Here is a 22,744-nt window from a genome sequence, read left to right as displayed (position 1 = left end):
TCTTTTTTAAACTCTTGGCTAATTCAAATTATGTATTTCATAATTTCAATATATTAATCAAGACATGTGCCACATTTGAACTAAGTAATTTTTTCTGTTTTTACTTTTGCGCAGATTTTGCTAAAAAATTCTTCGGTCTTATAGGGCTTTGGGATAACCTCATCAAATCCATTACTAAAGAATTCATTAAGATCATCTGTCATCGATACTGCTGTGAGGGCTAGAATTGGAGTCGTTTTGTCAAATTGGCGAATGGTTTGTGTAGCTTCGATCCCGCCAACTTCAGGCATATGAATATCCATAAGAACCAGATCGTACTCATTTTTACGCATTGCTTCAATAGCGTATTTACCATCATCAACAACCTCACAAATAGCATCGTGTTTTAAGAGGATTTTTTTAGTAATCATTTGATTGATCTTATTATCCTCTACAATAAGAATTCGTTTGTTCGTAAGTAATGAAGTTATTTCGGTTTCGGATAAATCACCTAAGAATATGTCATCTACTGCTGGTGATTTCTTGGTGATTTCATCCTGAGCCACTTTTTCAAACTTTAAATCAAAGAAAAAGTTAGATCCCTTTTCAAGCTCACTGGTTAATTTTATCTCACTTCCCAGCAATACTAAAAGATTTCTAACAATAGACAGTCCTAATCCCGTACCCCCATATTTCCTATTAATTTCAACAGATCCTTGTGAGAAATTTTCAAAGATTCGTTCTTGATGTTCTCTGCTTATTCCTTTACCGCTATCTTGAATTTCAAAGAGTAAATTAACATGATTTTTAGTTTCACTTGATTTAGAAATCTTTATGCTAATTTCACCGTTTTCTGTAAATTTTATTGCATTTCCCACCAGATTAATTAAAATCTGAGATACTACTAAAGGATCTCCTTTAACTCGTTTTGGGATAGTAGGATCAAAAACATAGTTGAAATTGTTCCCGCGGTCTTTTGCAGATTTTTCTAACGTAACTAACACATCCTTTACTCTTTTTTGAAGATTGAAAGGCGCTTCTGTAATTTCTACTTTTTGAGCCTCAAGTTTATTAAGGTCAAGGATATTGTTAATTAAGGAAAGCAAGTATTCTCCTGAAAATTTTAATGATTTAAGATGCTCTTTTTGTTCTTTGGTGGGATTTTCTTGAAGTAATAAATGAGTTAGTCCCGTAACTGCATAAAGTGGCGTACGTAATTCATGTGAGATGGTAGATAAAAACTCTGCCTTAGATTGCGATGCTCTTTCTGCCTTTTCTTTTGCATCCGTGAGTTCTGTATTCTTATCTGAAAGTAAATTGTTCGCTTTTGCCCTAAGGTTATTGTTCTTGTATAAGGATATAGTAAGTAATGAAAGGATGACAATTAGAGCAACACTCAAAATAGATGCTAGCTGAGTAAATTTAATTGTTTTTTCATTTTTCTTTTTCTCTTCAGATAAATCTGAGATCATATCTCTAGCTGATGAGAGTTCATATTTGGCTGTTGCTTTTTCTGCTATTGTTTGCTTTTGAGCATTAAAAATGGAATCTCTGTAATTGTTGCTGTTGGTTAGAAAGATTAGCGCCTTCATATATTCACCTTTAGCCGCACTAATATCGCTCAATAGCTGATATGACTCTAAGATATTTGTTTTATAGTTATTATCCTGGCTTATTTTATATGCATTGTTTGCATAATCTTCTGCCAACTTAAGTTCTTGATTTAAGAAATACGCATTCGCCATGTTGTAGTAAAGGCTGGCGATTTGAAATTTATTGTTGGAAAGTACTACTTTATCTTCAGCCTTCTTGAGGTATTTTAAGGCTTCTTCAGGTTGTTTTTGATAAAGAAATAATATTCCGCGATTCAAATCAATCAATGCAATATTATCAGTGTCTCTTTGTGTTTTATAAATTGAAGCTGCCAGGTCAAGATAAGTTTGAGCAGTCTTGAATTTTTTTTGTGATATAAAAAGGCTGGATAGCTGTATATAGTTTTCGGCTAAATGATTTTGATCTTTAAGTTCCTGATGTATTGCAATGGCATTTCTAATCTCTGCGATTGCACGTGCATAATCCCCACGATCTTCATGCAACTTAGCGATAACCTCACTAACATGAGCGATGCTTGTCTTATCTTCTTTTTGACGTGCTAAATCTCTTGCTTCATCAAGTTTAGCTATTGCTTCTTCTATATCCCAATCCTGAGAAGCCTGATAAGCATCATCCAGTAAAAGCTGAATCTCATCCTTTTCTACCGGATCTTCAGAAATTCTAAATTGACCATAAGATATCCCTACGTACAAAGAGGTAAGTATTACAAAGATATTCTTAAGCATTTAATCGAAAAAAAAGTTTGCCAAATATAGCTATTCTATAAAGAGAAGCGAAATTAAATCCATAATTCTATTGGAGTATCCGGTTTCATTATCATACCACCCAATGATCTTAATCAATTGTCCGTCAATGACTGAGGTCATTTGAGCGTCAAATGTACATGAATAGGGCGTTCCTAAGATATCTTTCGAAACTATGGGATCGTTTGTATACGATAAAATATTTTTAAAGCTACCTTGTGATGCCTGTAAAAAAAGTTCATTTACCTGCTTAATTGAAGTGTTTTTAGTCACATTGAGCGTCATATCTGTAAGAGAACCATTGGGAACTGGAACTCTGATTCCACACCCTCCAATGACATTTTTAAGATCCGGAAAGATGTACGTTAATGCTTTTGCTGCACCCGTTGTAGTTGGTATGATGGATTGCGAAGCTGCTCTTGCCCTGCGCAAGTCTTTGTGTGGTTGATCGTGTAAACTTTGATCCGTTGTATAACTGTGTATTGTAGTTATGTAGGCCTGTTCAACATTTAAGCTTTCATGAATTACAGATAGCATGGGGGCAGCGTTATTCGTTGTGCATGACGCATTTGAAATAATGGTATCAGTGGCTGATAAGGTATCCTCATTCACCCCAATAACAATCATCTTGATCTCTTCATCTTGTGGAGGAACTGAAAGAATAACTTTTTTTGCTCCCGCTGTTAAGTGATGTTTTAGTTGTGTTCTTGTTTTGAATTTTCCCGTACATTCAATAACAACATCAACGTTGTGATCTGACCATGAAAGATGTTCCAGTTGAGGTATAGCTGTGATAGGGTATGGAGTTTGCTCCACATAAATACGTGTTGCATCATGAGTAATTTCATGTTCTGATACACCATGAATACTATCATATTTTAGAAGATGAGATAGTGTCCTTGCATCAGATATATCATTTATGGCAACCACATCAATATGCGGCTGTTTGAGTAATAATTTAAAAAGCGTTCTTCCAATACGTCCAAAACCGTTAATGGCAACTCGTATAGGAGCTCTCATCAATGAATGTGTTTATGTGCTTTGTAAGACGAACGTACTAAAGCACCGCTTTCTACATGCTTAAATCCAAGATCTTTACCAATAAGGTGGTATTTTTCAAATTGATCTGGAGTAATAAATTCTTTGACGGGTAAATGTTTTTTGCTGGGTTGCAGATATTGTCCAATGGTAACTACATCAACATCTGCCGCTCTCAAATCATGTAAAGTCTGAATAACTTCATCTTCTTGCTCACCCAGACCCAACATAATTCCTGATTTAGTACGATTTATTCCCTGATTCTTTAAATATTTTAATACACTAAGACTTTGTTCGTATTTTGCCTGTATGCGTACCTCACGAGTGAGTCGTTTTACTGTTTCCATATTGTGAGAAACAACCTCTGGAGAGACTGCAACAATACGATCCAAGTGTTTTTCTATTCCTTGAAAATCTGGAATAAGGGTTTCTAGTGTTGTTGCTGGATTCATTCTGCGAATGGCTTTTACCGTTTCTGCCCAAATAATAGAACCCATGTCTTTAAGATCATCACGATCCACACTGGTAACCACCGCGTGTTTAATTTTCATTAATTTGATAGAACGGGCAACTTTTTCAGGTTCATCCCAATCTACTTGTTCAGGGCGACCTGTTTTTACTCCGCAAAACCCACAAGAACGCGTACAAATATTACCTAAAATCATAAAGGTAGCCGTTCCTTCGCTCCAACATTCCCCCATATTTGGGCAACTACCTGAGGTACAAATTGTGTGAAGATCATATTTATCTACAAGACTTCGTAATTCGGTATATTTCTTACCCACAGGAAGTTTAACTCTAAGCCATTTAGGCTTTGGTTTAGGCTTTGGTATTGCAAGGGTTTCTGTTCTCATAACGTTCTATTGACAAAGATACTATAAACCGAATAATTTCAAGACTCTTTGTGATGAAGTATTAACCTTAGTTTTATAAAAAGAAAATAACCCTGAAATTATTTGATAATTCTCTTGTGATGAGCTTATAAACCTAAATTAAGGGGGATCAATTTTATATTTAATTAGTTGATCGCTGTGTAATAAGCTCTGCAAGAAGTTTCTTCGCTCTTAATAACCTTACTTTTACATTGCTGAGCGGTTCATTGAGTTCTTCGGCAATCTCCTTATAACTTTTTTCATTAAAATACCTCAAGTTAATTACCTCCTGATAGTGGGGCTTTAATTTTTTAATATCATTTAACAGCTGAGCAAGGTGTTGTTCGTTAATTAGTTTGTCTTCTATTGTGGGCGTTTCGTCTGCAATTTTTCTTATGTTATCTGCTGTAGCTTCCTTTAAGGCACGTCTGTGATGAGCGTTTCTTTTTCTAATAATATCAATATGAATATTCCTTGAGATTGTAATAAGCCAGGTTTTAAATGTATAATTTTCTTTAAATGTGCTGATTTTATCAAAAGCCTTACTAAAGGTTTGAATAGTTACCTCTTCGGCATCTAACTCATTTTCAATTCGCTTAAGTTGATATCCATATACATAACTCCAAAAAGTATCTAATAAGTAACTAAAAGCAGCTTGATTGCCTTGCTTAGCTAAACTTATGTAATGCTCAAGTTTGTTGTTTTCTATTTCCAATAGGTTGGTTTTGAAACAATATTAGCACTAAAGATAAGTAATTGATGAATAATTAAGATGAGTTCTAAAAACGGAAGAAAAACAATTAAATCTTGCTCTTTTAGTTTTTTAGCAATACTTCCCATACTAGACCATTGAATCACTAAACGTATTGAAAATACGATAAAGAACCACGATAAATATGAGGGGGAAAATAGAAATAATAAGGGGAGGGCAATCCAAAAGCTAAGTTGCGAAATATAAAATAAGGAAAGTAAAAACTTGTCTCGTCGTTTGTATTTAACCGCCGTGGATACGTGCCTGCGTTTTTGTCTTATCCAATCAACATATTTTACCTTTGGAATACTATACGTAAACGATTGGGGAGAGATACATATGGCGGTATTTGAACCTTTTGCTACCTCATTAATAAAGAGATCATCATCTCCAGATTTTAATTTGATATGATTAACAAATCCATTGTTTTCAAAAAACAACTCTTTTTTATAAGCGAGATTTCTGCCTACGCCCATATAAGGATTGCCCCATAAAGAATAATTTAAATATTGAGTAGCGGTTAATAGCGTTTCAAAACGTATAAGCTTATTTAAAAATGAAGATTTTTTGTGATAAGCTCCATACCCAAGAATAATATCTTTACGCTCACTAAACTGACCCATCATTTCGCCAATCCATTGATCAGAAAAAGGCTGACAATCTGCGTCAATAAATAGTAAATGGTTATACCTGGTTTTTTTTATACCCAGTGTAAGGGCATATTTTTTATTTCCCCAAAAAGCTTCATTATTCTTTACATCTACAATGTCTACGCGGTTGTCCTGATCAGCAAATCGTTGCATAACTTCCAGCGTGCCATCATTGGAGGAATCATTAATTAACACCACTTGAAAATTAGGGTAATCCTGTTGTAGGAGTTTTGGTAGTAATCCCTGCAGAGCATCTACTTCGTTTTTTGCACAAATTACAATAGATACACCAAATGATTGATCTCTAGGTTCAGGATTTCTATGAAATGCCAGCTTAAAAAAAGAAAGGTAATAAATGCAATTGATCGCAATTAAAGCGGCAAAGAGCCAGAAAATAACTTCTGACATTTATTTGCTTGTTGCAGGTTCATTGCAATCTACTTGGTCTTCCGGGAGTTTACCGCAAAAACTGCATGCCTGGCCATCTTTATTAAGGTATGGGTTTTGACTTGCACAGGTTCCTGCAAATTTACCGTCCTTCTTAGCCCAAATCTTGATCGCTATTCCTGCGACCGCTAAGAGTAATAATATGATCGTGAACACTAGTAATTTCATGAGACAAAAATACGATTAAGATGGCATACTTCAAAAGAAAAAAGTATTCCTACATTGTATTTTTTTTAACTTAAGTTTACAAATACTTTTGGAATTAAAGGTCACATAAACAGTAATTTGGACAAAAATTATATAACTATGAAATCAACATTTTATTATGCCATGATTTTGGCAGTAGGGTTAGCTTTTACTTCTTGTGATGATGCTAAGAAGAAAGAGCAAGCTGAAGCTGAAAAAATGGAAATGGAAAAGAAAGCTCAAGAAGAAAAAGAGGCAATGGAAGCCGAAGCTGAAGCGAAAAAAGCCGAAGAATTCAAAGCGAACTCTGTGGTAGGAGTAGCAATGGGTTCTGAAGATCATACGACGCTTGTATCTGCTGTGAAAGCTGCCGGATTAGTTGAAATGTTGCAAGGAGAAGGACCTTATACCGTTTTCGCTCCTACGAATGCAGCATTTGAAAAACTGCCAGAAGGTACTTTAGCCAGTCTTCTAGAAGAAGATAATAAAGATGCTTTAAAAGGAATATTATCCTATCATGTTGTACCTGCTAAGGTAATGGCAGCAGATTTAACTGCAGCGATAGAGAGCAACAATGGAAAATACGAAGTTGAAGCTGCCGGCGGAGGAAAATTTACTGCTATGGTAAAAGATGGTAAAGTAATGATCAAAGATGGTAAGGGAAATACAGCTACTGTTGTAGCAACTGATCTAGACGCTTCAAATGGAGTTGTTCACGTGATCGATAAAGTACTTATGAAAGAATAACATAACGCAACCTTTCAAAAAAGCTTCACTATGTGAGGCTTTTTTTATGCAATAATGTTAACCTCGGCCTCTAAGGATATTTCAAATTTATCCATTACCGTTTGCTGAACCATTTTAGCTAACGATAAAACATCTTCTCCCGTGGCATTTCCGTAATTTACCAAGACCAGGGCTTGATGTTTATGAACCCCTGCTTCTCCATCTCTAAATCCCTTTAATCCGCATTGATCAACAAGCCATCCTGCGGGAACTTTAACCATGGTTTTAGAAACTGCGTACATGGGCATTTGCGGGTGTTTTTTCTTTAGTTGTTCAAAGGTTTCTTTTGGGATAACAGGATTTTTAAAAAAGCTTCCGCTATTTCCTAAATGTTTAGGATCTGGAAGTTTAGATTGTCTTATTTGTATCACAGCATTGGATACATCTTTAATGGTAGGATTCACAACTCCCTTTTTAGTTAGAGTATCTTCAATAACTCCATATGACGTATTGAGAACGTGGTTTTTTTCCGTCAAGCGGAAGAATACCTTAGTGATAATAAACTTTCCTTTTAAATCACTTTTAAAAATAGAATGGCGATAATCAAACTCACATTCTTCCTTACTAAACTTTCTAATCTCACCCGAAGCTATTTCTACAGCTTCACACGCATGAAATACATCCTTAAGCTCAACCCCATATGCACCTATATTTTGGATAGGGGAGGTGCCAACATTTCCCGGTATGAGCGATAAATTTTCTAGCCCGCCGTAATCGTGATCAATAGACCATAATACAAACTCGTGCCAGTTTTCTCCTGCTAGGCATTCTATAATAACTTTATTATCATTTCGTTCTACAACTTTTTTGCCTTTTAGATTAAGATGAACTACCGTCTTGTATACGTCATTTGTTAGAAGCATATTACTTCCGCCTCCTAGTAAGAATATTTCTTCTGGACGATGGGTATCAAGAACTTTTATGAGTTGATCAGCTGTAGAAACCGAAATATATTCTTTGGCCTTAACATCAATACCGAACGTATTGAATTCTTTAAGTGATCGATTGAATTCTTTTTGCATTATTTGTTGTATTCTTCTAATGCGTGTCTTAAAATCTCGACAGATTTACGCAAACTATCTTCATTGAGAACATAAGCGATTCTAATTTGATTTAATCCGGTATTGGGTGTAGAGTAGAACCCCTGGGCTGGGGCAACCATTATTGTTTCATTCTTATAATCATAACTTTCAAGTAACCATTTGGCAAACTCTTCAGCGTTGTCAACAGGTAACTCTGCGACACAATAAAATGCGCCATTTGGTATTCCTACCCTCACACCTTTGATAGATTTTAGACCTTTGATTAAGGTATTTCTTCGTGAGACATACTCTTGATTTACTTCAGTAAAATATGAATCTGGTGTAAGTAATGCAGCTTCAGCGGCGATTTGAGCAAATGTTGGCGGACTCAATCTGGCTTGGGCAAATTTCATTGCCGTCGCCATAACTTCTTTATTCTTTGAGACAAGGCAGCCAATTCTTGCACCACACATGCTATATCTTTTTGAGACAGAATCAATCATAATGGCATGTTGATCCAGTCCGTTTTTAGCCATAATAGAATAATGTTGATGACCATCATAAACAAACTCTCTGTAAACTTCATCAGCAACGATAAAAAGATCGTGTTTTTTTACTAAATCCGCCAGTTGATTGATTTCATCCTTTGTATATAAATATCCTGTGGGATTACCTGGATTACAGATAAGAATAGCTTTTGTTTTGGGGGTAATGAGCTGCTCAAATTCTGATATGGGCGGGAGCGCAAAATTGTTTTCAATTTTAGATTGAACCGGTACTACGGTTACGCCAGATGCTGTTGCAAAACCATTGTAATTGGCATAAAAAGGCTCTGGGATAATGATTTCATCGCCTTGATCCGCTATACAACCCATAGCAAATAGTAAGGCCTCACTACCTCCTGTAGTTACAATAATGTCTTTTGAAGTGACCTCAATAGTATTCTTTTGATAATAGGACGCAATTTTGTTTCGATAACCTTCAGATCCATCAGAACGAGTATATGCAAGCACATCCAATGAGTGCATTGTCACAGCTTCCATCGCAGCGTGCGGTGTTTTGATATCGGGCTGACCAATATTTAGATGATATACTGTTTTTTTTGCGGCGTACGCTTTTTCGGCGTAGGGAACGAGTTTTCTAATGGGCGATTCTGGCATCGCAATTCCTTTTTCAGAAATAGCTGGCATAGCGATTTTGTTATGGTCAATAAGACTGTAAAAGTCCGAAATATCGCGCTCTTTTCCGCAGAAAACAGCTAAAAAAGCAAAAGGCCAATTCTAATGAATCAGCCTTTTGCTATAGTTATAAACAATTTGCTTCCTAGGTAATAGACTTAATTAGTCTTTTCTAATACACTTTTAGTATCCTTAGCTTTTACCAACCCTTTAATTTTTAGTGCAACAGTACTCTGTTCTGCATTCGATTCTACGGTAATTGTTTTACGAATAGGTCCGGGTCGTTTAGTGTCATATTTAACTTCAATAACTCCGGTTTCTCCGGGTTGAATTGGCTTTTCAGGTTTTTTAGGGATTGTACAACCGCAAGATGAATTGACCCGCGTTATCACTAACGGTGCATTTCCAGTGTTTGTAAATTCAAAACTCCTAACCCCATTACTGTCATATTCAATCTCACCATAATCAACAGTTTTAGTTTTAAATTTGATCTTAGCTTGTTTTTGAGCGATCATAGTTACACTTGTAAAGGCAACAATAATCAATAGGCTAAATTTTTTCATAATTTATGATTTAAAGAAAGATAAAAGTAGTCTGTATTATTTGCCTGTGCAAAAAATAATATTAACAGAAGGCTATCTTTTAAAATCCTCGTATTTTTACCTACTATTTCAAAAATCAGACCAAAATATGGCATCAGCGCCTTTATATAACGCAAAACAAGTAGAAAAAAAGTGGTATGACTACTGGATGAAAAATGACTATTTCCATTCTGTTCCAGATGAACGTACTCCCTACACGATCGTAATTCCGCCACCTAATGTTACTGGTGTGTTACACATGGGGCACATGCTAAATAATACCATTCAAGATGTATTGATTAGACGTGCCAGGCTTAAAGGATTTAATGCATGCTGGGTGCCTGGCACTGATCATGCCTCTATTGCGACAGAAGCCAAGGTTGTTGCTAAACTTAAAGAAGAAGGAATAGATAAAAATTCCTTAAGTAGGGAAGAGTTTTTAGCACACGCCTGGGAATGGAAAGAAAAATATGGCGGAGTCATACTAGAGCAACTTAAGCGTTTAGGAGCCTCTTGCGATTGGGAACGCACTAAGTTCACAATGGATGAGGATATGTCACAGGCGGTAATCAAGTCTTTTATTGATTTGTACGATAAAGGTTTAATATATAGGGGCTACCGCATGGTGAATTGGGATCCTGAAGCTAAAACCACCTTGTCTGATGAAGAGGTAAATTATGAGGAACGTCAAGGTAATTTATATTATCTCACCTACGCCATAGTCGATAGTGAAGAAGCGCTAACTATCGCCACCACCAGACCCGAAACTATTTTTGGGGATACCGCGATCTGTATTAATCCTAATGATGAGCGATTTAAATATTTAAAAGGTAAAAAGGCTGTTGTACCTATCGTTGAACGAGAAGTGCCTATTATTTTTGATGAGTATGTGGATATGGAGTTTGGTACAGGTTGTTTAAAAGTTACCCCTGCGCACGATGAAAATGATAAAATTCTTGGTGATAAACACAAGCTGGATGTTATTGACATATTTAATGATAATGCTTCGCTTAACGCGGAAGGACTCCACTATGAAGGTAAAGATCGTTTTGTTGTAAGAAAAGAGATTGTTGAAGAGTTAGCGCAAAAGAATAGTTTGTTAAAGACCGAAGCTTACTCCAATAAGGTAGGAACTTCTGAACGAACCAAAGCGGTGATAGAACCTCGTCTTAGCGACCAGTGGTTTTTAAAAATGGAAGATTTGGCACAGCCCGCCATCGATGCTGTACTTAAAAATGAGGAAGTAAAACTATTTCCAAAGAAATTTGAAAGCACCTACCGTCACTGGATGGAAAATATCAGGGACTGGAATATCTCCAGGCAATTGGTGTGGGGTCAACAAATTCCTGCCTATTATTACGGCTCAGGTAAAGATGACTTTGTGGTTGCCGCAACTGCAAAAGAAGCTGCATCTTTGGCTTCAAAAAAGTCTGGAAAAAAGATTATCCCTCAAGAATTAATCCAAGAAACTGATGTTTTGGACACCTGGTTTTCTAGCTGGCTCTGGCCAATGAGTGTTTTTGATGGGATTCGCGATCCAGAAAATGAAGAATTTAACTATTATTATCCCACAAATGACTTAGTTACAGGTCCGGATATTTTATTCTTTTGGGTGGCACGTATGATCATTGCGGGCTATGAGTATACCGGTAAACGACCTTTTGAAAATGTGTATCTCACTGGTTTAGTGCGTGATAAGCAACGTAGAAAGATGTCTAAATCTTTAGGTAATTCTCCAGATGCGATTAAACTAATTGATGAATTTAGCGCAGATGGGGTTAGGGTAGGGCTTTTATTGAGTAGCGCGGCAGGGAATGATTTGATGTTTGACGAAGCACTATGCCAGCAAGGAAAGAACTTTAGCAATAAAATTTGGAATGCCTACCGATTAATCAGTGGATGGGAAGTGGATCATACAACCGATCAGCCAACCTATGCGAAAACAGGTCTAGCCTGGTATGAAGCTAAATTTCAAAAAACACTACTTGAAATTGAGGATCATTTTTCCAAATATCGAATCAGCGATGCCTTAATGGCTACGTATCGCTTAGTATGGGATGACTTTTGTAGCTGGTTGTTAGAGATTATAAAGCCACCTTACGGGGAAAAAATTGATTCAAAAACAAAGCAAGTTGCCGTTAGTATGCTAGAAAAAAATCTAACGATCCTTAATCCCTTCATGCCTTTTTTAACAGAAGAACTATGGCACAGCATCAGTGATAGAAAGAAAGAAGAGGCGCTAATTGTTTCGGCATGGCCACAGATGACAAAAACATACGATACTACATTACTCGAATCTTTTGATCAAGCGGTACAGGTTATTACTGCGATACGTTCAATTAGAAAAGAGAAGAACATTTCGTACAAAGATTCGATTGAACTACATGTGCTTAATACAGACAAAAATACAGCCTCTCATGATGAGGTGATTCGTAAATTGGGCGGAATTTCAGCCATTTACCATACCGATTCTGCCGTTGATGGTGCGTTATCCTTTAGGGTTAAATCAACCGAATATTTCATTCCGGTTGAGGGAACTATTGACGTGGAGGCAGAAATTGCTAAACTCAATGAAGAGCTTTCTTATACCCAAGGATTTTTACAATCTGTCAATAAAAAGTTATCGAATGAGCGCTTTGTGAACAACGCTCCAGAAAAGGTTATCGCGGTTGAAGAAAAGAAAAAGGCAGATGCCGAGGCTAAAATTGAAGCAATTGAAAAAAGTCTAGCGTCCCTTACGTAAGCGATATATCGAAGTAATTCTCAACTAGGGTTATATATCCCTTTTTCGCTTTGGAGACGGTCGTGTTTTGAAGCTGAAAAAGAGCATTCGCCTTAAACGCATTTATTAATGGATTGGATCCACCGGGATAGGTATTACTTTTTGTAGCTATTTTATAGTGAGCGTAGAGTTTGAGTAGAAAATCAGCAGGAAAAGGTTGGTCATGATGATTGACTTTTTCTACGGCAGCCTTAAATGCGGTATTTAATTCTGCGCCTTTCATACTCAAATTCTTGCAATAATTGTTTCTCCCCCGCGTACTTTTTGGTTTAGTTCAACATCTAACTTTGTGCCGACGGGTAAAAAAACATCCACACGGGATCCAAATTTGATAAAACCGCTATCGCTGCCCTGTATGACCTGTTCATTTTCTTTCGCATAATTTACGATTCGTTTAGCCAAAGCTCCTGCGATTTGACGATACAGGATGGGTCCTACATTGTTATTTTCAACAACTACAGTAGTGCGTTCATTTTCCTCACTTGCCTTAGGGTGCCACGCCACCAAATATTTCCCGGGGTGATATTTACTCAATTTCACTCGTCCTCCGATAGGATGGCGGGTGACGTGAACATTGAGCGGAGACATAAAAATTGAAACTTGAAGCCGCTTATCGTTAAAAAACTCTTTCTCTTGTACTTCTTCTATCACCACTACTTTTCCATCTACAGGCGAAACGACAGATCCCTCATCCAGTACAGTGACTCGTTTTGGATTTCTAAAAAATTGAAGAATAAGAATTAAAAACATGAATACTGCAGAAATCAGAGCAATGCGCAACCAGGGAATGGTCACAAAGGTATTCACCAAAACGGCTGAAATTGCTGCGATGATAAATGTGACAATGATGATGGTATATCCTTCTTTATGAAACATAATTAAAGTACAATTTTAAGGTAAAGATAAATAAAAGGACTGGCATAGATGATGCTATCCAGTCGATCGAACATTCCACCGTGACCCGGCATTAGTGTTCCGCTGTCTTTTACATTTGCCTGTCGTTTAAAACGTGATTGAATGAGATCACCTAGAGTACCAAAAATGCTTACTACCATGGCAAGTCCTATCCAAATAAACGCATTAAATAATTGGGTAAAATAAAATAAGAGCAGACCGGCCAAAATACTAAACGCTACACCACCTACAAAGCCTTCCACCGTTTTTTTAGGTGAAATACGTTCGAATAATTTTCGGCGTCCAAAATTTTTTCCAACTACATAGGCAAAGGTGTCATTAGTCCAAATTAGAATGAAAATTCCTAAAATGGAGTAAGGAAGATAGGCTTCAGAAATAACAGGAATAAGGGTCAAGAATGTGATTGAACCCGCTAAGTAAAGTATACTAAAGGCATATTTTTTTACCAGACGATCTTTTCTGATACGTTCTTTTTCTACCAATTCGATAAAGAGTGCAATATTTACAAAAATCACAAATCCGCTAAAAGCACCTATCACGGTTTGTTGATGAGGTATTAAATATCCAAAAACGATAACAAAAATAATTAAAGCGATATACGGACTGAAATTTTTAAATTTTATAAGGGGTTGAAATTCATGGATGCACAATACTCCAAAGAGTACAATTACTACGGCAAAGACCTCTTTAGAAATAAAAATTGCACCTATTAGAATGGCAATATATAAAAGCCCTGAAACACCTCTGGTAATAGCTTCATTCATATATTATAAGTCTTCTAACAGGAGTAGGTAAACATCCTTGTGTGCACTCCCATAAGACATAAAATCCTGATCTTTTGAAGTATCAAAATTTTTAATAGTAGTTATGTTAGAAGGAATGTGTTGCTTATTTCTTGCTGTAATACCACTCATGCCCTCATCTATGTTTTTTACAATTTGACTTGTAGAAGCATAGATTACCAGATTAGCGGGTAGTTCATTTAGCTTTCTTCCTTTCATTTGACGTGAGGATAAAAGTAAAGCTCCCGTATCTGCAATTAAAAACTCGCAGGTAGATAAGAAGAAAGCAGCACTTATATTTTGATTGAAATTAATGTCAAAATTTTCAAATTTTTCCATGAGACGCTTTTCGTAAGAAAATACATCCTGTTGCTCCCAACCATTTTCCAGTAAAATATTTTCAAATGCGTTGAATACATCTTCGATAGAAGCACAATAAATAAACTTTCCTCCATTGTTTTTAAAGTTGAGCATAAAGCGCTCATCAATAGGAGTATTTTGATCAATAGTAATAGGTTCTTCAGCCTCTTGAGGTGATTCAACCGAAGATTCTTCTTCAGATGTCTTTATGTGAAATAGTTTTTTGAAGAAATCCATTTTCAATACTACAGTAATGATCAAAAATAAAAAATCCTTATATAACCTTTGGCTAAATAAGGATTAGTTATGAAAAGTTTATGTCGATAAGTTATTTGGGAGTATCTGTAGCTTCTTTAGTGTCTACATTTGTATCCTCCTTAGTTTCTGTATCAATTACAGTGACTTCTTTACCATTTTTCACTACCTCCCCATTTTGATGTTCAGGTTTTTCAAATGGGCGCTTACCGAAGATTTTTTGAAGATCGTCTTTAAAAATTACTTCGCGCTCAAGAAGCATTTCTGCCAGTTCAATAAGTTTATCTTTATTATCTTCTAAAATAGAGATAGCTCTTTTGTATTGATTCTCAATGAGGTTAGATATTTCTTCATCAATCAATTCAGAAGTCTTCTCACTGTAAGGCTTTTGAAAATTATACTCACTTTGACCACTACTGTCATAATAGGTGAGGTTTCCTAATTTTTCATTTAAGCCGTAGATCGTTACCATAGCTCTTGCCTGTTTAGTAATCTTCTCAAGGTCGCTTAATGCACCCGTTGAAATTTTATTAAACATTACTTTTTCGGCAGCTCTACCTCCCAGGGTTGCACACATCTCATCGTACATTTGCTCAGGTCGAACGATTAAGCGCTCCTCAGGCAGATACCATGCAGCTCCAAGGGATTGACCACGGGGAACTATCGTCACCTTAACCAGTGGTGCAGCATGCTCTAATAACCAGCTTACTGTGGCATGTCCAGCTTCGTGATAGGCAATGGTCTTCTTTTCATCTGGTGTGATGATCTTATTTTTCTTTTCTAGTCCACCTACGATACGATCTACTGCATCTAAGAAATCTTGTTTACCAACTGCTTTATTTCCTTTACGGGCAGCAATAAGTGCAGCTTCATTACATACATTAGCAATATCTGCTCCAGAGAATCCGGGAGTTTGTTTTGCCAAGAATGAAGTGTCAATTTCGTCTTTAGCGACTTTTATTGGCTTTAAGTGAACCTCAAAAATTTCTTTTCGCTCTCTTAAGTCTGGTAAATCCACATAGATTTGACGATCAAAACGTCCCGCTCTCATTAAGGCCTTATCCAGCACATCTGCACGGTTTGTAGCAGCCACCACAATTACGTTTGTGTCTGACCCAAAACCATCCATTTCTGTTAGCAGTTGATTTAAGGTATTTTCGCGTTCATCATTGGAACCCGAAAAATTACTTTTACCACGTGCTCTACCAACAGCATCAATCTCATCAATAAAAATGATCGAAGGTGATTTTTCTTTGGCTTGCTTAAATAGATCACGAACTCGGGATGCACCTACACCTACAAACATCTCTACAAAATCAGAACCCGATAACGAAAAGAACGGTACTTTAGCTTCACCTGCAACGGCTTTAGCTAGCAAGGTTTTACCTGTTCCCGGAGGCCCCACTAATAATGCTCCTTTTGGAATTTTACCACCAAGCGAAGTGTATTTTTCAGGATTTTTAAGAAAATCTACAATCTCTTGTACTTCTTCTTTAGCACCTTCAAGCCCTGCCACATCTTTAAATGACGTTTTTACCTTGGCATTTTCATCAAAAAGTTTTGCCTTGGATTTACCAATGTTGAAAATTTGTCCGCCTGCTCCACCGGCACCTCCTGCACTCATTCTACGCATGATGAATATCCAAATGGCGATAATAACGATGATCGGAAGCAGTCCAACCAACATCTCACCCCAAAAGTTCGTTTTAGTATCGTAGAGGACAACAGTGTCTAAGTCATTTTCTGTCTTGATTTCCTGAAGACTGTTCTCAAAGTTTTGAAGATCTCCAAACTCAAAGGTATAATCAGGTGATCCGGACGATGGAAATAATTGATTTTGTTTCGCCTTTTTGTGTTGCTCTTGATTTTGAGCCTCATCTGTAAGAAAAACATTGGCCTGTCGTTTGTTAACGATAACCACTTTTTTTACATCTCCTTCTCGTAAAAAGTTTTCAAATTGAGCCGGACTTGTTTTTGCAGGATCGCTTAAACCGCTTCCTCCAAAAATGTTGATTCCTATGAATACAGCAATTAAAATCCCGTAAATCCAATACGAATTGAATTTAGGTCGTTTTAAATCTGGTTTTTTATTTTTTTGTTCTTTCGCCATTATCTTATTACCCGTTAATAACTGGTTTCTATTACAGTCGTTTTAGCATCTCCCCACAAACTTTCAATGTCATAATATTCTCTAATGTGTTTTTGAAACACATGCACGACAACGTTTACATAGTCCATAAGCACCCATTCTGCATTTTCTGCCCCCTCAACATGCCAAGGCTTATCTTTTAGCGTTTTACTGACTGTTTTTTGAATGGAATTTACAATTGCATTGACTTGAGTATTCGAGGTTCCCGTGGCTAATATAAAATAATTACATACGGTATTATCAATGTCTCTTAGGTCTAGGATTTGGATGTCATTTCCCTTTACTTCTTCAATTCCAGAAATGATCGTAGCAATGAGTTGATCTGCGTTAATTTGCTTTTCCGTCATTCAATATTTATCTTTTCGCAAAGTTATTACTTTTTATACTTTTTTTAAGAGACTTAACATAACATTATACGCCCCTAATTTGCTTATGATACAACTAATCAAAGTTGATGCCACCGATTCTACAAATACCTTTTTAAAAGACTATTTAAGAAGTAATAATGGTGTCAACAAACTATGCATTCAAGCAGGTTATCAACTAGAGGGCAGGGGACAAGCCGGGAATCATTGGAAGAGTGAAAAAGACCAAAACCTTTTGTTTAGTGTGCTTTACAGCGATTGGAATCTAAAATCGCATCACCAATACATCATTAGTATTGCCACCGCGGTATCCATTAAGCAAGTATTGGACGGCTTAAAAATACCAGACGTGATGGTAAAATGGCCTAACGACATATTGGCAGAAAGGAAAAAAATTGCAGGAATTTTAATTGAAAACACACTCAAAAATGGCAGAGTAGCTGCCTCAATCATAGGTGTAGGTCTTAACGTGAATCAGACCTCATTTAACGAATTGCCTAATGCTACTTCACTCCGTCAATTGACAGGACAATCCTTTGACCTGGATGAACTATTGCAAAAGCTATTGATACAGCTAGAGAACAATTTTGAGAAGGTATCACAGGGCAATATTAAAAATCTCATTATTGACTATCACCAATATCTATTTAGAAAAGATAAAGCCTCTACATTTCAACGTCCAGATGGAAGCACATTTATAGGTATTATACAGCAGGTTGCCAAAAATGGGAAGATCATACTTTTAGAAGAAGATGATCACCTTAATACGTATGATGTAAAAGAAATTAAGCTGCTTTATTAGAGCTTGCTGATATTTTCTGCCAGCGTTTCAATAAAATTGGTGATAGGCTTTTTGATCATCATGCTCATCATGGCATTAAATTGACCTTCAAAAGTAAGTTGAGCATCCGTTTGACCTTGTGCCTTTTCATTGAGGTCTAAGGTCAATGTAAACGGCAGCTTATCACTAAGCGCACCCAATACAATCTTATCATCTGGATGAGTTTCTTTGATCTCAAGTTTAAGTTGTGGCATTCCTTTTAGTTGAAAGAGAAAACTCTCTTTTGATAGGGTTTCAAATTGCTCCATACTTTCTGGCATGATCTGCTTGTAATTTTCAACTTGTGTTAAAAAAGTAAACAATTCTGCTTTAGACTTGTGTGCTGTTTTATATTCTGTTTGTAGGGTCATAGGTTATTTGTTTGGCTCCCACGTAGATGGGTTTTTACGCCAATTTTTTAAAGTTTCTGTGTGAGCGGTAGATACATAATTGCTGGATTGAGCCTCTTTAATCAAGTGCTCATAATTGCTCAATGTTTTTAAATCAACGCCAGCATCCTCAAAATTAGTAGTTGCGGTATCAAATCCATAGGAGAAAATGGCAAGCATCCCTTTCACATTGACCTGAGCTTCCTTTAGCGCAGTTACTGCATTTAAACTGCTCTTACCCGTACTAATCAAATCCTCAATAACAACTACCTGTTGACCAGATTCTAAATGTCCTTCAATTTGGTTTTGTCGGCCGTGTTTTTTGGCTTCGGGTCTCACGTAAATAAAAGGAAGATTTAAATAGTCTGCTACTAACATTCCTATACCAATTGCCCCTGTAGCGACGCCGGCAATCACATCGGGTTTTCCGTAGAGGTCTTCAACCGCTTTAGCGAGGTGTTCTCTCATATAATTACGAATCGCGGGGTAGGATAAAATAACGCGGTTGTCACAATAAATAGGCGATTTCCAGCCACTGGCCCATGTAAAAGGCTCTTGTACATTCAATTTTATTGCGTTAATTTGCAGCAATAGCTCTGCTGTTTTACGGGCAGTTTCATTATTTAATACCATGGTCGCAAATGTATAAAGTTTTTGTGAATGATGTTCCCATAATTCTTTCAACAAAAAGAGAAATTGGCGAACATTACCTATCAGTGCCTATTAAAAGAGCAAATCTAAAAAAGCTAATAAAACAAATTAGCAAAGGGGCGATTACTCATTTGCATCTATATCATCCCAAGGAAGAAAAATTACTCAAGCATTTAAAAAAGAAACTTCCTGTTGTGCCTGCTGCCGGCGGGTTGGTATTTAATCAAAACAGAGATGTTCTCTTTATCTATCGCAATAAGCGTTGGGATATCCCAAAGGGGAAGATCGAGAAAAAAGAATCCATTGAAGCGGCTGCTATTCGCGAAGTAGAAGAAGAAACCGGAGTTGAATCTCTTGAAATTGAAAAATTCATAACGATTACCTACCATATTTTTAAGCGGAATAACAAATTTAAGCTGAAAGAGACCCATTGGTTTCAAATGTCTACCACGTATGAAGGTGAGTTAATTCCTGAAGAAAGCGAAGGCATCCAAAAAGTAAAATGGAAAAATTTGAAAAAAAGCCGAAAAGCACTTGCCAATTCCTACGAAAATATCAAGATGGTTTTTCCAGAAAAGTATTTAGCGTAGCACTCTAAGCACAGGATAAGTCAAATGCGCAGCTTCATAATGCGGACTCTTTTTGTGTATCCAATCTAACTGTGCGTACCAGTTATTTGCAAAGTCTGATTCTCTTCGTTTTTTATCATCAAACTCTTTTTTGACAGATGGATTTTTTGCTAAAAAGTCTGCTGCGATATCTTCAAACACATAGGGCGAGAAGCCTTCCTTTTGCTGTAGAATGGTATCGAAGAAATTCCAGTTAAAAAAGGAATCAACAGCAGTCGGTTCTAACGTTTCTAATAAATACCTGATACCGGGTTGATCTGTTGCAATGTAATAGTATTGCCCTGCTGTGATAGATTTAGCTTCTTGGGTTGAGGTTATCGCAGTATTGTAATGATTGTAATGACCTTCATATGCCGTAGTACGCGTTTTATACTCTGCGATGCGGTATTCTTCAACAGTAATAGTAGAATCTTTTTCTATTAAGGACATCTTGATCTTGTTTTGTTGGAGTCGATCCACCACTCTAAACCAACTTTTTGGAACAAGGTATGCTTTTGGGATAGCTACATCATCTTCAGCTGTAAACGTATTGGCGTATAAAACTTCTTTTTCAAAAGGTCTGCTGCGATCGTATTTAAGACGATCTCTTCCGGTTACTGGGCTTGTTATTTTTTCGGCTTCGTACCCTTTAAAGTGTAGTGTGCTATTTTGGGTGGTGTCTGCTTTAAAATCCAGTGGATATGTTTCCGCTTGACGGTAAAAGGTATCTGCATCATCACGCAGTTTCTTAATTGTATCGTGATCTTTTTCTACAATCTCAATCATGCTTTTCATGAGTTCGTAGGTGCCATCAACCCGATCTTTATACGGTTTTAGCATGTGTGTCTCTACCATCATGCCTAAGGTGTTCCACAATGTGGTATATCCTGTAGAGTACCTGGGGTGATCCATAAACTGAGTAAATCCACGCTCTGGTGTGGTATTAAACACATTGACGTACGGTGTGATGGGCCAATCTTTCGCTTCTAGCGATTGCTCTAATTGCGGCATGAGTTGGGTGTGCAGGTAATTGCCTAATTCACCCCCTAATTTATTATGTTGGGTAAATAGATGGGTGAGCACATATTGATAGTCTGCACCGTTGCTCACGTGATTGTCAATAAATATATCTGGCTTTACGTAATGAAAAACCTTGGCGAAACTTTGCGCATTTTTGGTGTCAGCTTTTATAAAATCTCGATTAAGGTCATAATTACGGGCATTACCTCTAAATCCGTAAGAAACGGGACCGTTTTGATTGGTACGAGTAGTAGAATTTCGATTTAATGCACCCCCGATATTATAGATTGGTATAACTGCAATGATGCTATTTTGTGGAGTCGGTAGCTTTTCTTGAGCTAAATCCCGCATCAACATCATAGAAGCATCTATACCGTCACTTTCCCCGGGATGAATGCCATTGTTGACTAGAATAATGCGTTTATCGCGATCTTTACCAAATTCTGATTCCAGGGTTCGATTTGGATTAAAGGTAACTAAATGGAGGGGTTCGCCGCTATCGGTTTTACCTATGGTGTAGGTCGAAACTGAAACATAGGCATCTGCCAGATCAGTGTAAAATTGGATGGTTTCCTGGTAGGTGGCAGTTTCTTTCCCGCTAGACTTTTCGAAACGCGTGGTGAAGTCATATGTGATAGAATTCTTTGTGTTTTGACAGGATGTATGAAATATAATGATCGACAGAATTATTATTCTCTTCAAAATGATGTTAAATTTTAAATTTTATCCCCGTAAATATAACACAAGGGGTGATTATTTTAATGCGATGTATTATTATTGTGCTGAATTATAAAAATATAACATGAAAAAAATTACTTTTCTTGCTGCTGCATTGTTTAGTGTAGCGGTTTTTGCTCAAGAACTTTCGTCTGTATCAGACAAAGAATTCTCTGTAATTAATACAAACCCAAAAGCGGCAGTATTATTTGACCAACAACCAGACGGAACAAGTGGTATCGTTTCTGATTTCTATAACCTTACAGGTTCGCCGGTATATAGTACTGATGATTTTGAATTAGGTGACGATAGTACAATTCAAACTATTACCTTTTATGGTTTTCAAAACTCATTAAATTTGGAGACTCTTATAACCGGTTTTGATCTTTATATTTATGAAGATAATAATGGTTTTCCTGCCAGTGATCCAACTCAGCCAGGTACTGGAGTTTTAGAATTAGTAGATTTAGCCATAGATGATGATGTTGTTGCTCTGGATACAACTGATTATTTCTTTACGATCAACATCACCTCAGCAAATGGAGGTAATGAGTTCACTTTGCCTGCTGGGACTTACTGGATTGTGGCGGCTCCTAGAGTGAATGTCGATTTTAGCGATCCAAATTCTGGTGGAGATCGTTGGAATTGGAGACAAAGTATCGATGGTAATGGGGCTGAAGCACATTTAATAGATCCAGATGATCTTTTTGGTGCTGGAGCAACATCGTGGACATCTTTTAGTGCTTTAGGATTATCTTTTACCTCTACTGCATTTACAATTGAAGGTGAAGTTTCTCTTTCGGTTAATGATCAGTTGAGTAGTCAGTTATCCTTATATCCAAATCCAGTAAGCGATGAATTAAGAGTAGGTTTACCATCTTCTATTGAAGTAGAATCTGCAATTTTTTACGATGTTCTTGGAAAACAAACTGAACTAATATTGAAAAACGGTTCAATCAATACTTCTTCTCTTTCTAGCGGAGTTTATATTTTAAAACTCACTACAACTGAAGGTGTTGTAAACCGTAAAGTGGTGAAGAAATAAGCTATACCGAATAAATTAAATTTAAAGCGCTACTTTTAA

The 22,744-nt window shown here is 36.7% G+C and carries 23 protein-coding genes; 5 read left to right on the top strand and 18 right to left on the bottom strand.

Annotated features, from left to right (window positions below; translation table 11 throughout):
- Positions 1–80: 80 nt before the first annotated feature.
- The 6 genes from ABD000_RS11865 to ABD000_RS11840 form a co-directional block, all read right to left on the bottom strand.
- Positions 81–2,318 carry an ATP-binding protein gene (locus ABD000_RS11865; protein ID WP_343767818.1) on the bottom strand — a complete coding sequence of 746 codons (2,238 nt, stop codon included), beginning with the start codon at positions 2,316–2,318 and terminating at the stop codon, positions 81–83.
- Positions 2,319–2,348: 30 nt separating this feature from the next.
- Complete coding sequence (gene gap, locus ABD000_RS11860; protein WP_343767814.1) at positions 2,349–3,356, bottom strand: type I glyceraldehyde-3-phosphate dehydrogenase; 1,008 nt, start codon at positions 3,354–3,356, stop codon at positions 2,349–2,351.
- Positions 3,356–4,228: a lipoyl synthase gene (gene lipA / locus ABD000_RS11855; RefSeq protein WP_343767811.1), complete on the bottom strand. Its 873-nt coding sequence runs from the start codon at positions 4,226–4,228 to the stop codon at positions 3,356–3,358. The genes gap and lipA overlap by 1 nt, the downstream gene beginning before the upstream one ends.
- 160 nt (positions 4,229–4,388) lie before the next feature.
- On the bottom strand, positions 4,389–4,961 hold the full coding sequence (locus ABD000_RS11850) for an RNA polymerase sigma factor (protein ID WP_343767809.1): 573 nt from the start codon (positions 4,959–4,961) through the stop codon (positions 4,389–4,391).
- Positions 4,952–6,055: a glycosyltransferase gene (locus tag ABD000_RS11845; protein WP_343767806.1), complete on the bottom strand. Its 1,104-nt coding sequence runs from the start codon at positions 6,053–6,055 to the stop codon at positions 4,952–4,954. Before ABD000_RS11845 ends, ABD000_RS11850 begins: the two co-directional genes overlap by 10 nt.
- A complete protein-coding gene (locus ABD000_RS11840; RefSeq protein ID WP_343767803.1) occupies positions 6,056–6,262 on the bottom strand; it encodes a DUF4064 domain-containing protein in 207 nt (68 codons plus the stop codon). It abuts the gene before it with no gap.
- Positions 6,263–6,400: 138 nt separating this feature from the next.
- On the opposite strand from ABD000_RS11840, the gene ABD000_RS11835 reads away from it, so the two are divergent.
- Positions 6,401–7,027 (top strand): fasciclin domain-containing protein, encoded by a 627-nt coding sequence (locus ABD000_RS11835; protein ID WP_343767801.1) that lies wholly within the window; start codon positions 6,401–6,403, stop codon positions 7,025–7,027.
- Between the two features lie 44 nt (positions 7,028–7,071).
- Here ABD000_RS11835 and murB read toward each other — a convergent pair whose 3' ends face one another.
- From murB to ABD000_RS11820, 3 genes are all read right to left on the bottom strand, one after another.
- Positions 7,072–8,088 carry a UDP-N-acetylmuramate dehydrogenase gene (gene murB / locus ABD000_RS11830; RefSeq protein WP_343767799.1) on the bottom strand — a complete coding sequence of 339 codons (1,017 nt, stop codon included), beginning with the start codon at positions 8,086–8,088 and terminating at the stop codon, positions 7,072–7,074.
- A complete protein-coding gene (locus ABD000_RS11825; protein WP_343767796.1) occupies positions 8,088–9,278 on the bottom strand; it encodes a pyridoxal phosphate-dependent aminotransferase in 1,191 nt (396 codons plus the stop codon). Before ABD000_RS11825 ends, murB begins: the two co-directional genes overlap by 1 nt.
- 146 nt (positions 9,279–9,424) lie before the next feature.
- On the bottom strand, positions 9,425–9,829 hold the full coding sequence (locus tag ABD000_RS11820) for a DUF1573 domain-containing protein (protein ID WP_343767793.1): 405 nt from the start codon (positions 9,827–9,829) through the stop codon (positions 9,425–9,427).
- 127 nt (positions 9,830–9,956) lie between these two features.
- Here ABD000_RS11820 and ABD000_RS11815 point away from each other — a divergent pair, with 127 nt between their 5' ends.
- Positions 9,957–12,590 carry a valine--tRNA ligase gene (locus ABD000_RS11815; RefSeq protein ID WP_343767790.1) on the top strand — a complete coding sequence of 878 codons (2,634 nt, stop codon included), beginning with the start codon at positions 9,957–9,959 and terminating at the stop codon, positions 12,588–12,590.
- Here the strand turns inward: ABD000_RS11815 and ABD000_RS11810 are convergent.
- The 6 genes from ABD000_RS11810 to rsfS all read right to left on the bottom strand — a co-directional run bounded on the left by ABD000_RS11810 (position 12,583) and on the right by rsfS (position 17,437).
- A complete protein-coding gene (locus tag ABD000_RS11810; RefSeq protein WP_343767787.1) occupies positions 12,583–12,852 on the bottom strand; it encodes an acyl-CoA-binding domain-containing protein in 270 nt (89 codons plus the stop codon). The two genes, ABD000_RS11815 and ABD000_RS11810, sit on opposite strands and share 8 nt — an antisense overlap.
- Positions 12,853–12,854: 2 nt before the next feature.
- Positions 12,855–13,505: a phosphatidylserine decarboxylase family protein gene (locus ABD000_RS11805; RefSeq protein WP_343767785.1), complete on the bottom strand. Its 651-nt coding sequence runs from the start codon at positions 13,503–13,505 to the stop codon at positions 12,855–12,857.
- A 2-nt stretch (positions 13,506–13,507) separates the two neighbouring features.
- On the bottom strand, positions 13,508–14,308 hold the full coding sequence (locus ABD000_RS11800; protein WP_343767783.1) for a phosphatidate cytidylyltransferase: 801 nt from the start codon (positions 14,306–14,308) through the stop codon (positions 13,508–13,510).
- 3 nt (positions 14,309–14,311) lie between these two features.
- The gene (locus ABD000_RS11795) at positions 14,312–14,923 is read right to left on the bottom strand and encodes an LUD domain-containing protein (RefSeq protein WP_343767781.1); all 612 of its coding nucleotides are present in this window, start codon (positions 14,921–14,923) and stop codon (positions 14,312–14,314) included.
- 91 nt (positions 14,924–15,014) lie between these two features.
- On the bottom strand, positions 15,015–17,051 hold the full coding sequence (gene ftsH, locus ABD000_RS11790) for an ATP-dependent zinc metalloprotease FtsH (protein ID WP_343767779.1): 2,037 nt from the start codon (positions 17,049–17,051) through the stop codon (positions 15,015–15,017).
- Positions 17,052–17,065: 14 nt separating this feature from the next.
- Entirely contained in the window at positions 17,066–17,437 is a 372-nt protein-coding gene (rsfS, locus tag ABD000_RS11785) for a ribosome silencing factor (RefSeq protein WP_343767775.1), read from the bottom strand.
- Between the two features lie 85 nt (positions 17,438–17,522).
- Between rsfS and ABD000_RS11780 the strand changes: the two genes are divergently transcribed.
- Positions 17,523–18,257: a biotin--[acetyl-CoA-carboxylase] ligase gene (locus ABD000_RS11780; RefSeq protein ID WP_343767773.1), complete on the top strand. Its 735-nt coding sequence runs from the start codon at positions 17,523–17,525 to the stop codon at positions 18,255–18,257.
- Here the strand turns inward: ABD000_RS11780 and ABD000_RS11775 are convergent.
- Together ABD000_RS11775 and pyrE are read right to left on the bottom strand one after the other, a co-directional pair.
- The gene (locus ABD000_RS11775; RefSeq protein WP_343767771.1) at positions 18,254–18,646 is read right to left on the bottom strand and encodes an SRPBCC family protein; all 393 of its coding nucleotides are present in this window, start codon (positions 18,644–18,646) and stop codon (positions 18,254–18,256) included. The two genes, ABD000_RS11780 and ABD000_RS11775, sit on opposite strands and share 4 nt — an antisense overlap.
- Before the next feature lie 3 nt (positions 18,647–18,649).
- The gene (gene pyrE, locus ABD000_RS11770) at positions 18,650–19,297 is read right to left on the bottom strand and encodes an orotate phosphoribosyltransferase (protein ID WP_343767769.1); all 648 of its coding nucleotides are present in this window, start codon (positions 19,295–19,297) and stop codon (positions 18,650–18,652) included.
- Between the two features lie 8 nt (positions 19,298–19,305).
- Between pyrE and ABD000_RS11765 the strand changes: the two genes are divergently transcribed.
- Complete coding sequence (locus ABD000_RS11765; RefSeq protein ID WP_343767767.1) at positions 19,306–19,905, top strand: NUDIX hydrolase; 600 nt, start codon at positions 19,306–19,308, stop codon at positions 19,903–19,905.
- On the opposite strand, the gene ABD000_RS11760 is transcribed toward ABD000_RS11765, so the two are convergent.
- A complete protein-coding gene (locus tag ABD000_RS11760) occupies positions 19,897–21,645 on the bottom strand; it encodes a M14 family metallopeptidase (protein WP_343767764.1) in 1,749 nt (582 codons plus the stop codon). The two genes, ABD000_RS11765 and ABD000_RS11760, sit on opposite strands and share 9 nt — an antisense overlap.
- Before the next feature lie 100 nt (positions 21,646–21,745).
- Between ABD000_RS11760 and ABD000_RS11755 the strand changes: the two genes are divergently transcribed.
- Positions 21,746–22,705, top strand: coding sequence for a T9SS type A sorting domain-containing protein (locus tag ABD000_RS11755; RefSeq protein ID WP_343767762.1), 960 nt, complete (start codon positions 21,746–21,748; stop codon positions 22,703–22,705).
- Positions 22,706–22,744 lie beyond the last annotated feature (39 nt).

The organism is Gangjinia marincola (assembly GCF_039523415.1).
GTDB lineage: Bacteria > Bacteroidota > Bacteroidia > Flavobacteriales > Flavobacteriaceae > Gangjinia > Gangjinia marincola.
This window is presented reverse-complemented; position numbering and strand designations above follow the sequence as displayed.

What these genes read in the sequence shown, in the direction of transcription:
- ABD000_RS11780 (WP_343767773.1), top strand. Translation starts at nt 17,523, where the DNA reads ATGATACAACTAATCAAAGTTGATGCCACCGATTCTACAAATACCTTT.
- lipA (WP_343767811.1), bottom strand. Translation starts at nt 4,228, where the DNA reads ATGAGAACAGAAACCCTTGCAATACCAAAGCCTAAACCAAAGCCTAAA.
- ABD000_RS11825 (WP_343767796.1), bottom strand. Translation starts at nt 9,278, where the DNA reads ATGCCAGCTATTTCTGAAAAAGGAATTGCGATGCCAGAATCGCCCATT.
- ABD000_RS11815 (WP_343767790.1), top strand. Translation starts at nt 9,957, where the DNA reads ATGGCATCAGCGCCTTTATATAACGCAAAACAAGTAGAAAAAAAGTGG.
- ABD000_RS11835 (WP_343767801.1), top strand. Translation starts at nt 6,401, where the DNA reads ATGAAATCAACATTTTATTATGCCATGATTTTGGCAGTAGGGTTAGCT.
- ABD000_RS11800 (WP_343767783.1), bottom strand. Translation starts at nt 14,308, where the DNA reads ATGAATGAAGCTATTACCAGAGGTGTTTCAGGGCTTTTATATATTGCC.
- ABD000_RS11765 (WP_343767767.1), top strand. Translation starts at nt 19,306, where the DNA reads ATGTATAAAGTTTTTGTGAATGATGTTCCCATAATTCTTTCAACAAAA.
- pyrE (WP_343767769.1), bottom strand. Translation starts at nt 19,297, where the DNA reads ATGGTATTAAATAATGAAACTGCCCGTAAAACAGCAGAGCTATTGCTG.
- ABD000_RS11820 (WP_343767793.1), bottom strand. Translation starts at nt 9,829, where the DNA reads ATGAAAAAATTTAGCCTATTGATTATTGTTGCCTTTACAAGTGTAACT.
- ABD000_RS11845 (WP_343767806.1), bottom strand. Translation starts at nt 6,055, where the DNA reads ATGTCAGAAGTTATTTTCTGGCTCTTTGCCGCTTTAATTGCGATCAAT.
- ABD000_RS11840 (WP_343767803.1), bottom strand. Translation starts at nt 6,262, where the DNA reads ATGAAATTACTAGTGTTCACGATCATATTATTACTCTTAGCGGTCGCA.
- ABD000_RS11810 (WP_343767787.1), bottom strand. Translation starts at nt 12,852, where the DNA reads ATGAAAGGCGCAGAATTAAATACCGCATTTAAGGCTGCCGTAGAAAAA.
- gap (WP_343767814.1), bottom strand. Translation starts at nt 3,356, where the DNA reads ATGAGAGCTCCTATACGAGTTGCCATTAACGGTTTTGGACGTATTGGA.
- ABD000_RS11865 (WP_343767818.1), bottom strand. Translation starts at nt 2,318, where the DNA reads ATGCTTAAGAATATCTTTGTAATACTTACCTCTTTGTACGTAGGGATA.
- ABD000_RS11805 (WP_343767785.1), bottom strand. Translation starts at nt 13,505, where the DNA reads ATGTTTCATAAAGAAGGATATACCATCATCATTGTCACATTTATCATC.
- ABD000_RS11795 (WP_343767781.1), bottom strand. Translation starts at nt 14,923, where the DNA reads ATGGATTTCTTCAAAAAACTATTTCACATAAAGACATCTGAAGAAGAA.
- ABD000_RS11775 (WP_343767771.1), bottom strand. Translation starts at nt 18,646, where the DNA reads ATGACCCTACAAACAGAATATAAAACAGCACACAAGTCTAAAGCAGAA.
- ftsH (WP_343767779.1), bottom strand. Translation starts at nt 17,051, where the DNA reads ATGGCGAAAGAACAAAAAAATAAAAAACCAGATTTAAAACGACCTAAA.
- rsfS (WP_343767775.1), bottom strand. Translation starts at nt 17,437, where the DNA reads ATGACGGAAAAGCAAATTAACGCAGATCAACTCATTGCTACGATCATT.
- murB (WP_343767799.1), bottom strand. Translation starts at nt 8,088, where the DNA reads ATGCAAAAAGAATTCAATCGATCACTTAAAGAATTCAATACGTTCGGT.
- ABD000_RS11755 (WP_343767762.1), top strand. Translation starts at nt 21,746, where the DNA reads ATGAAAAAAATTACTTTTCTTGCTGCTGCATTGTTTAGTGTAGCGGTT.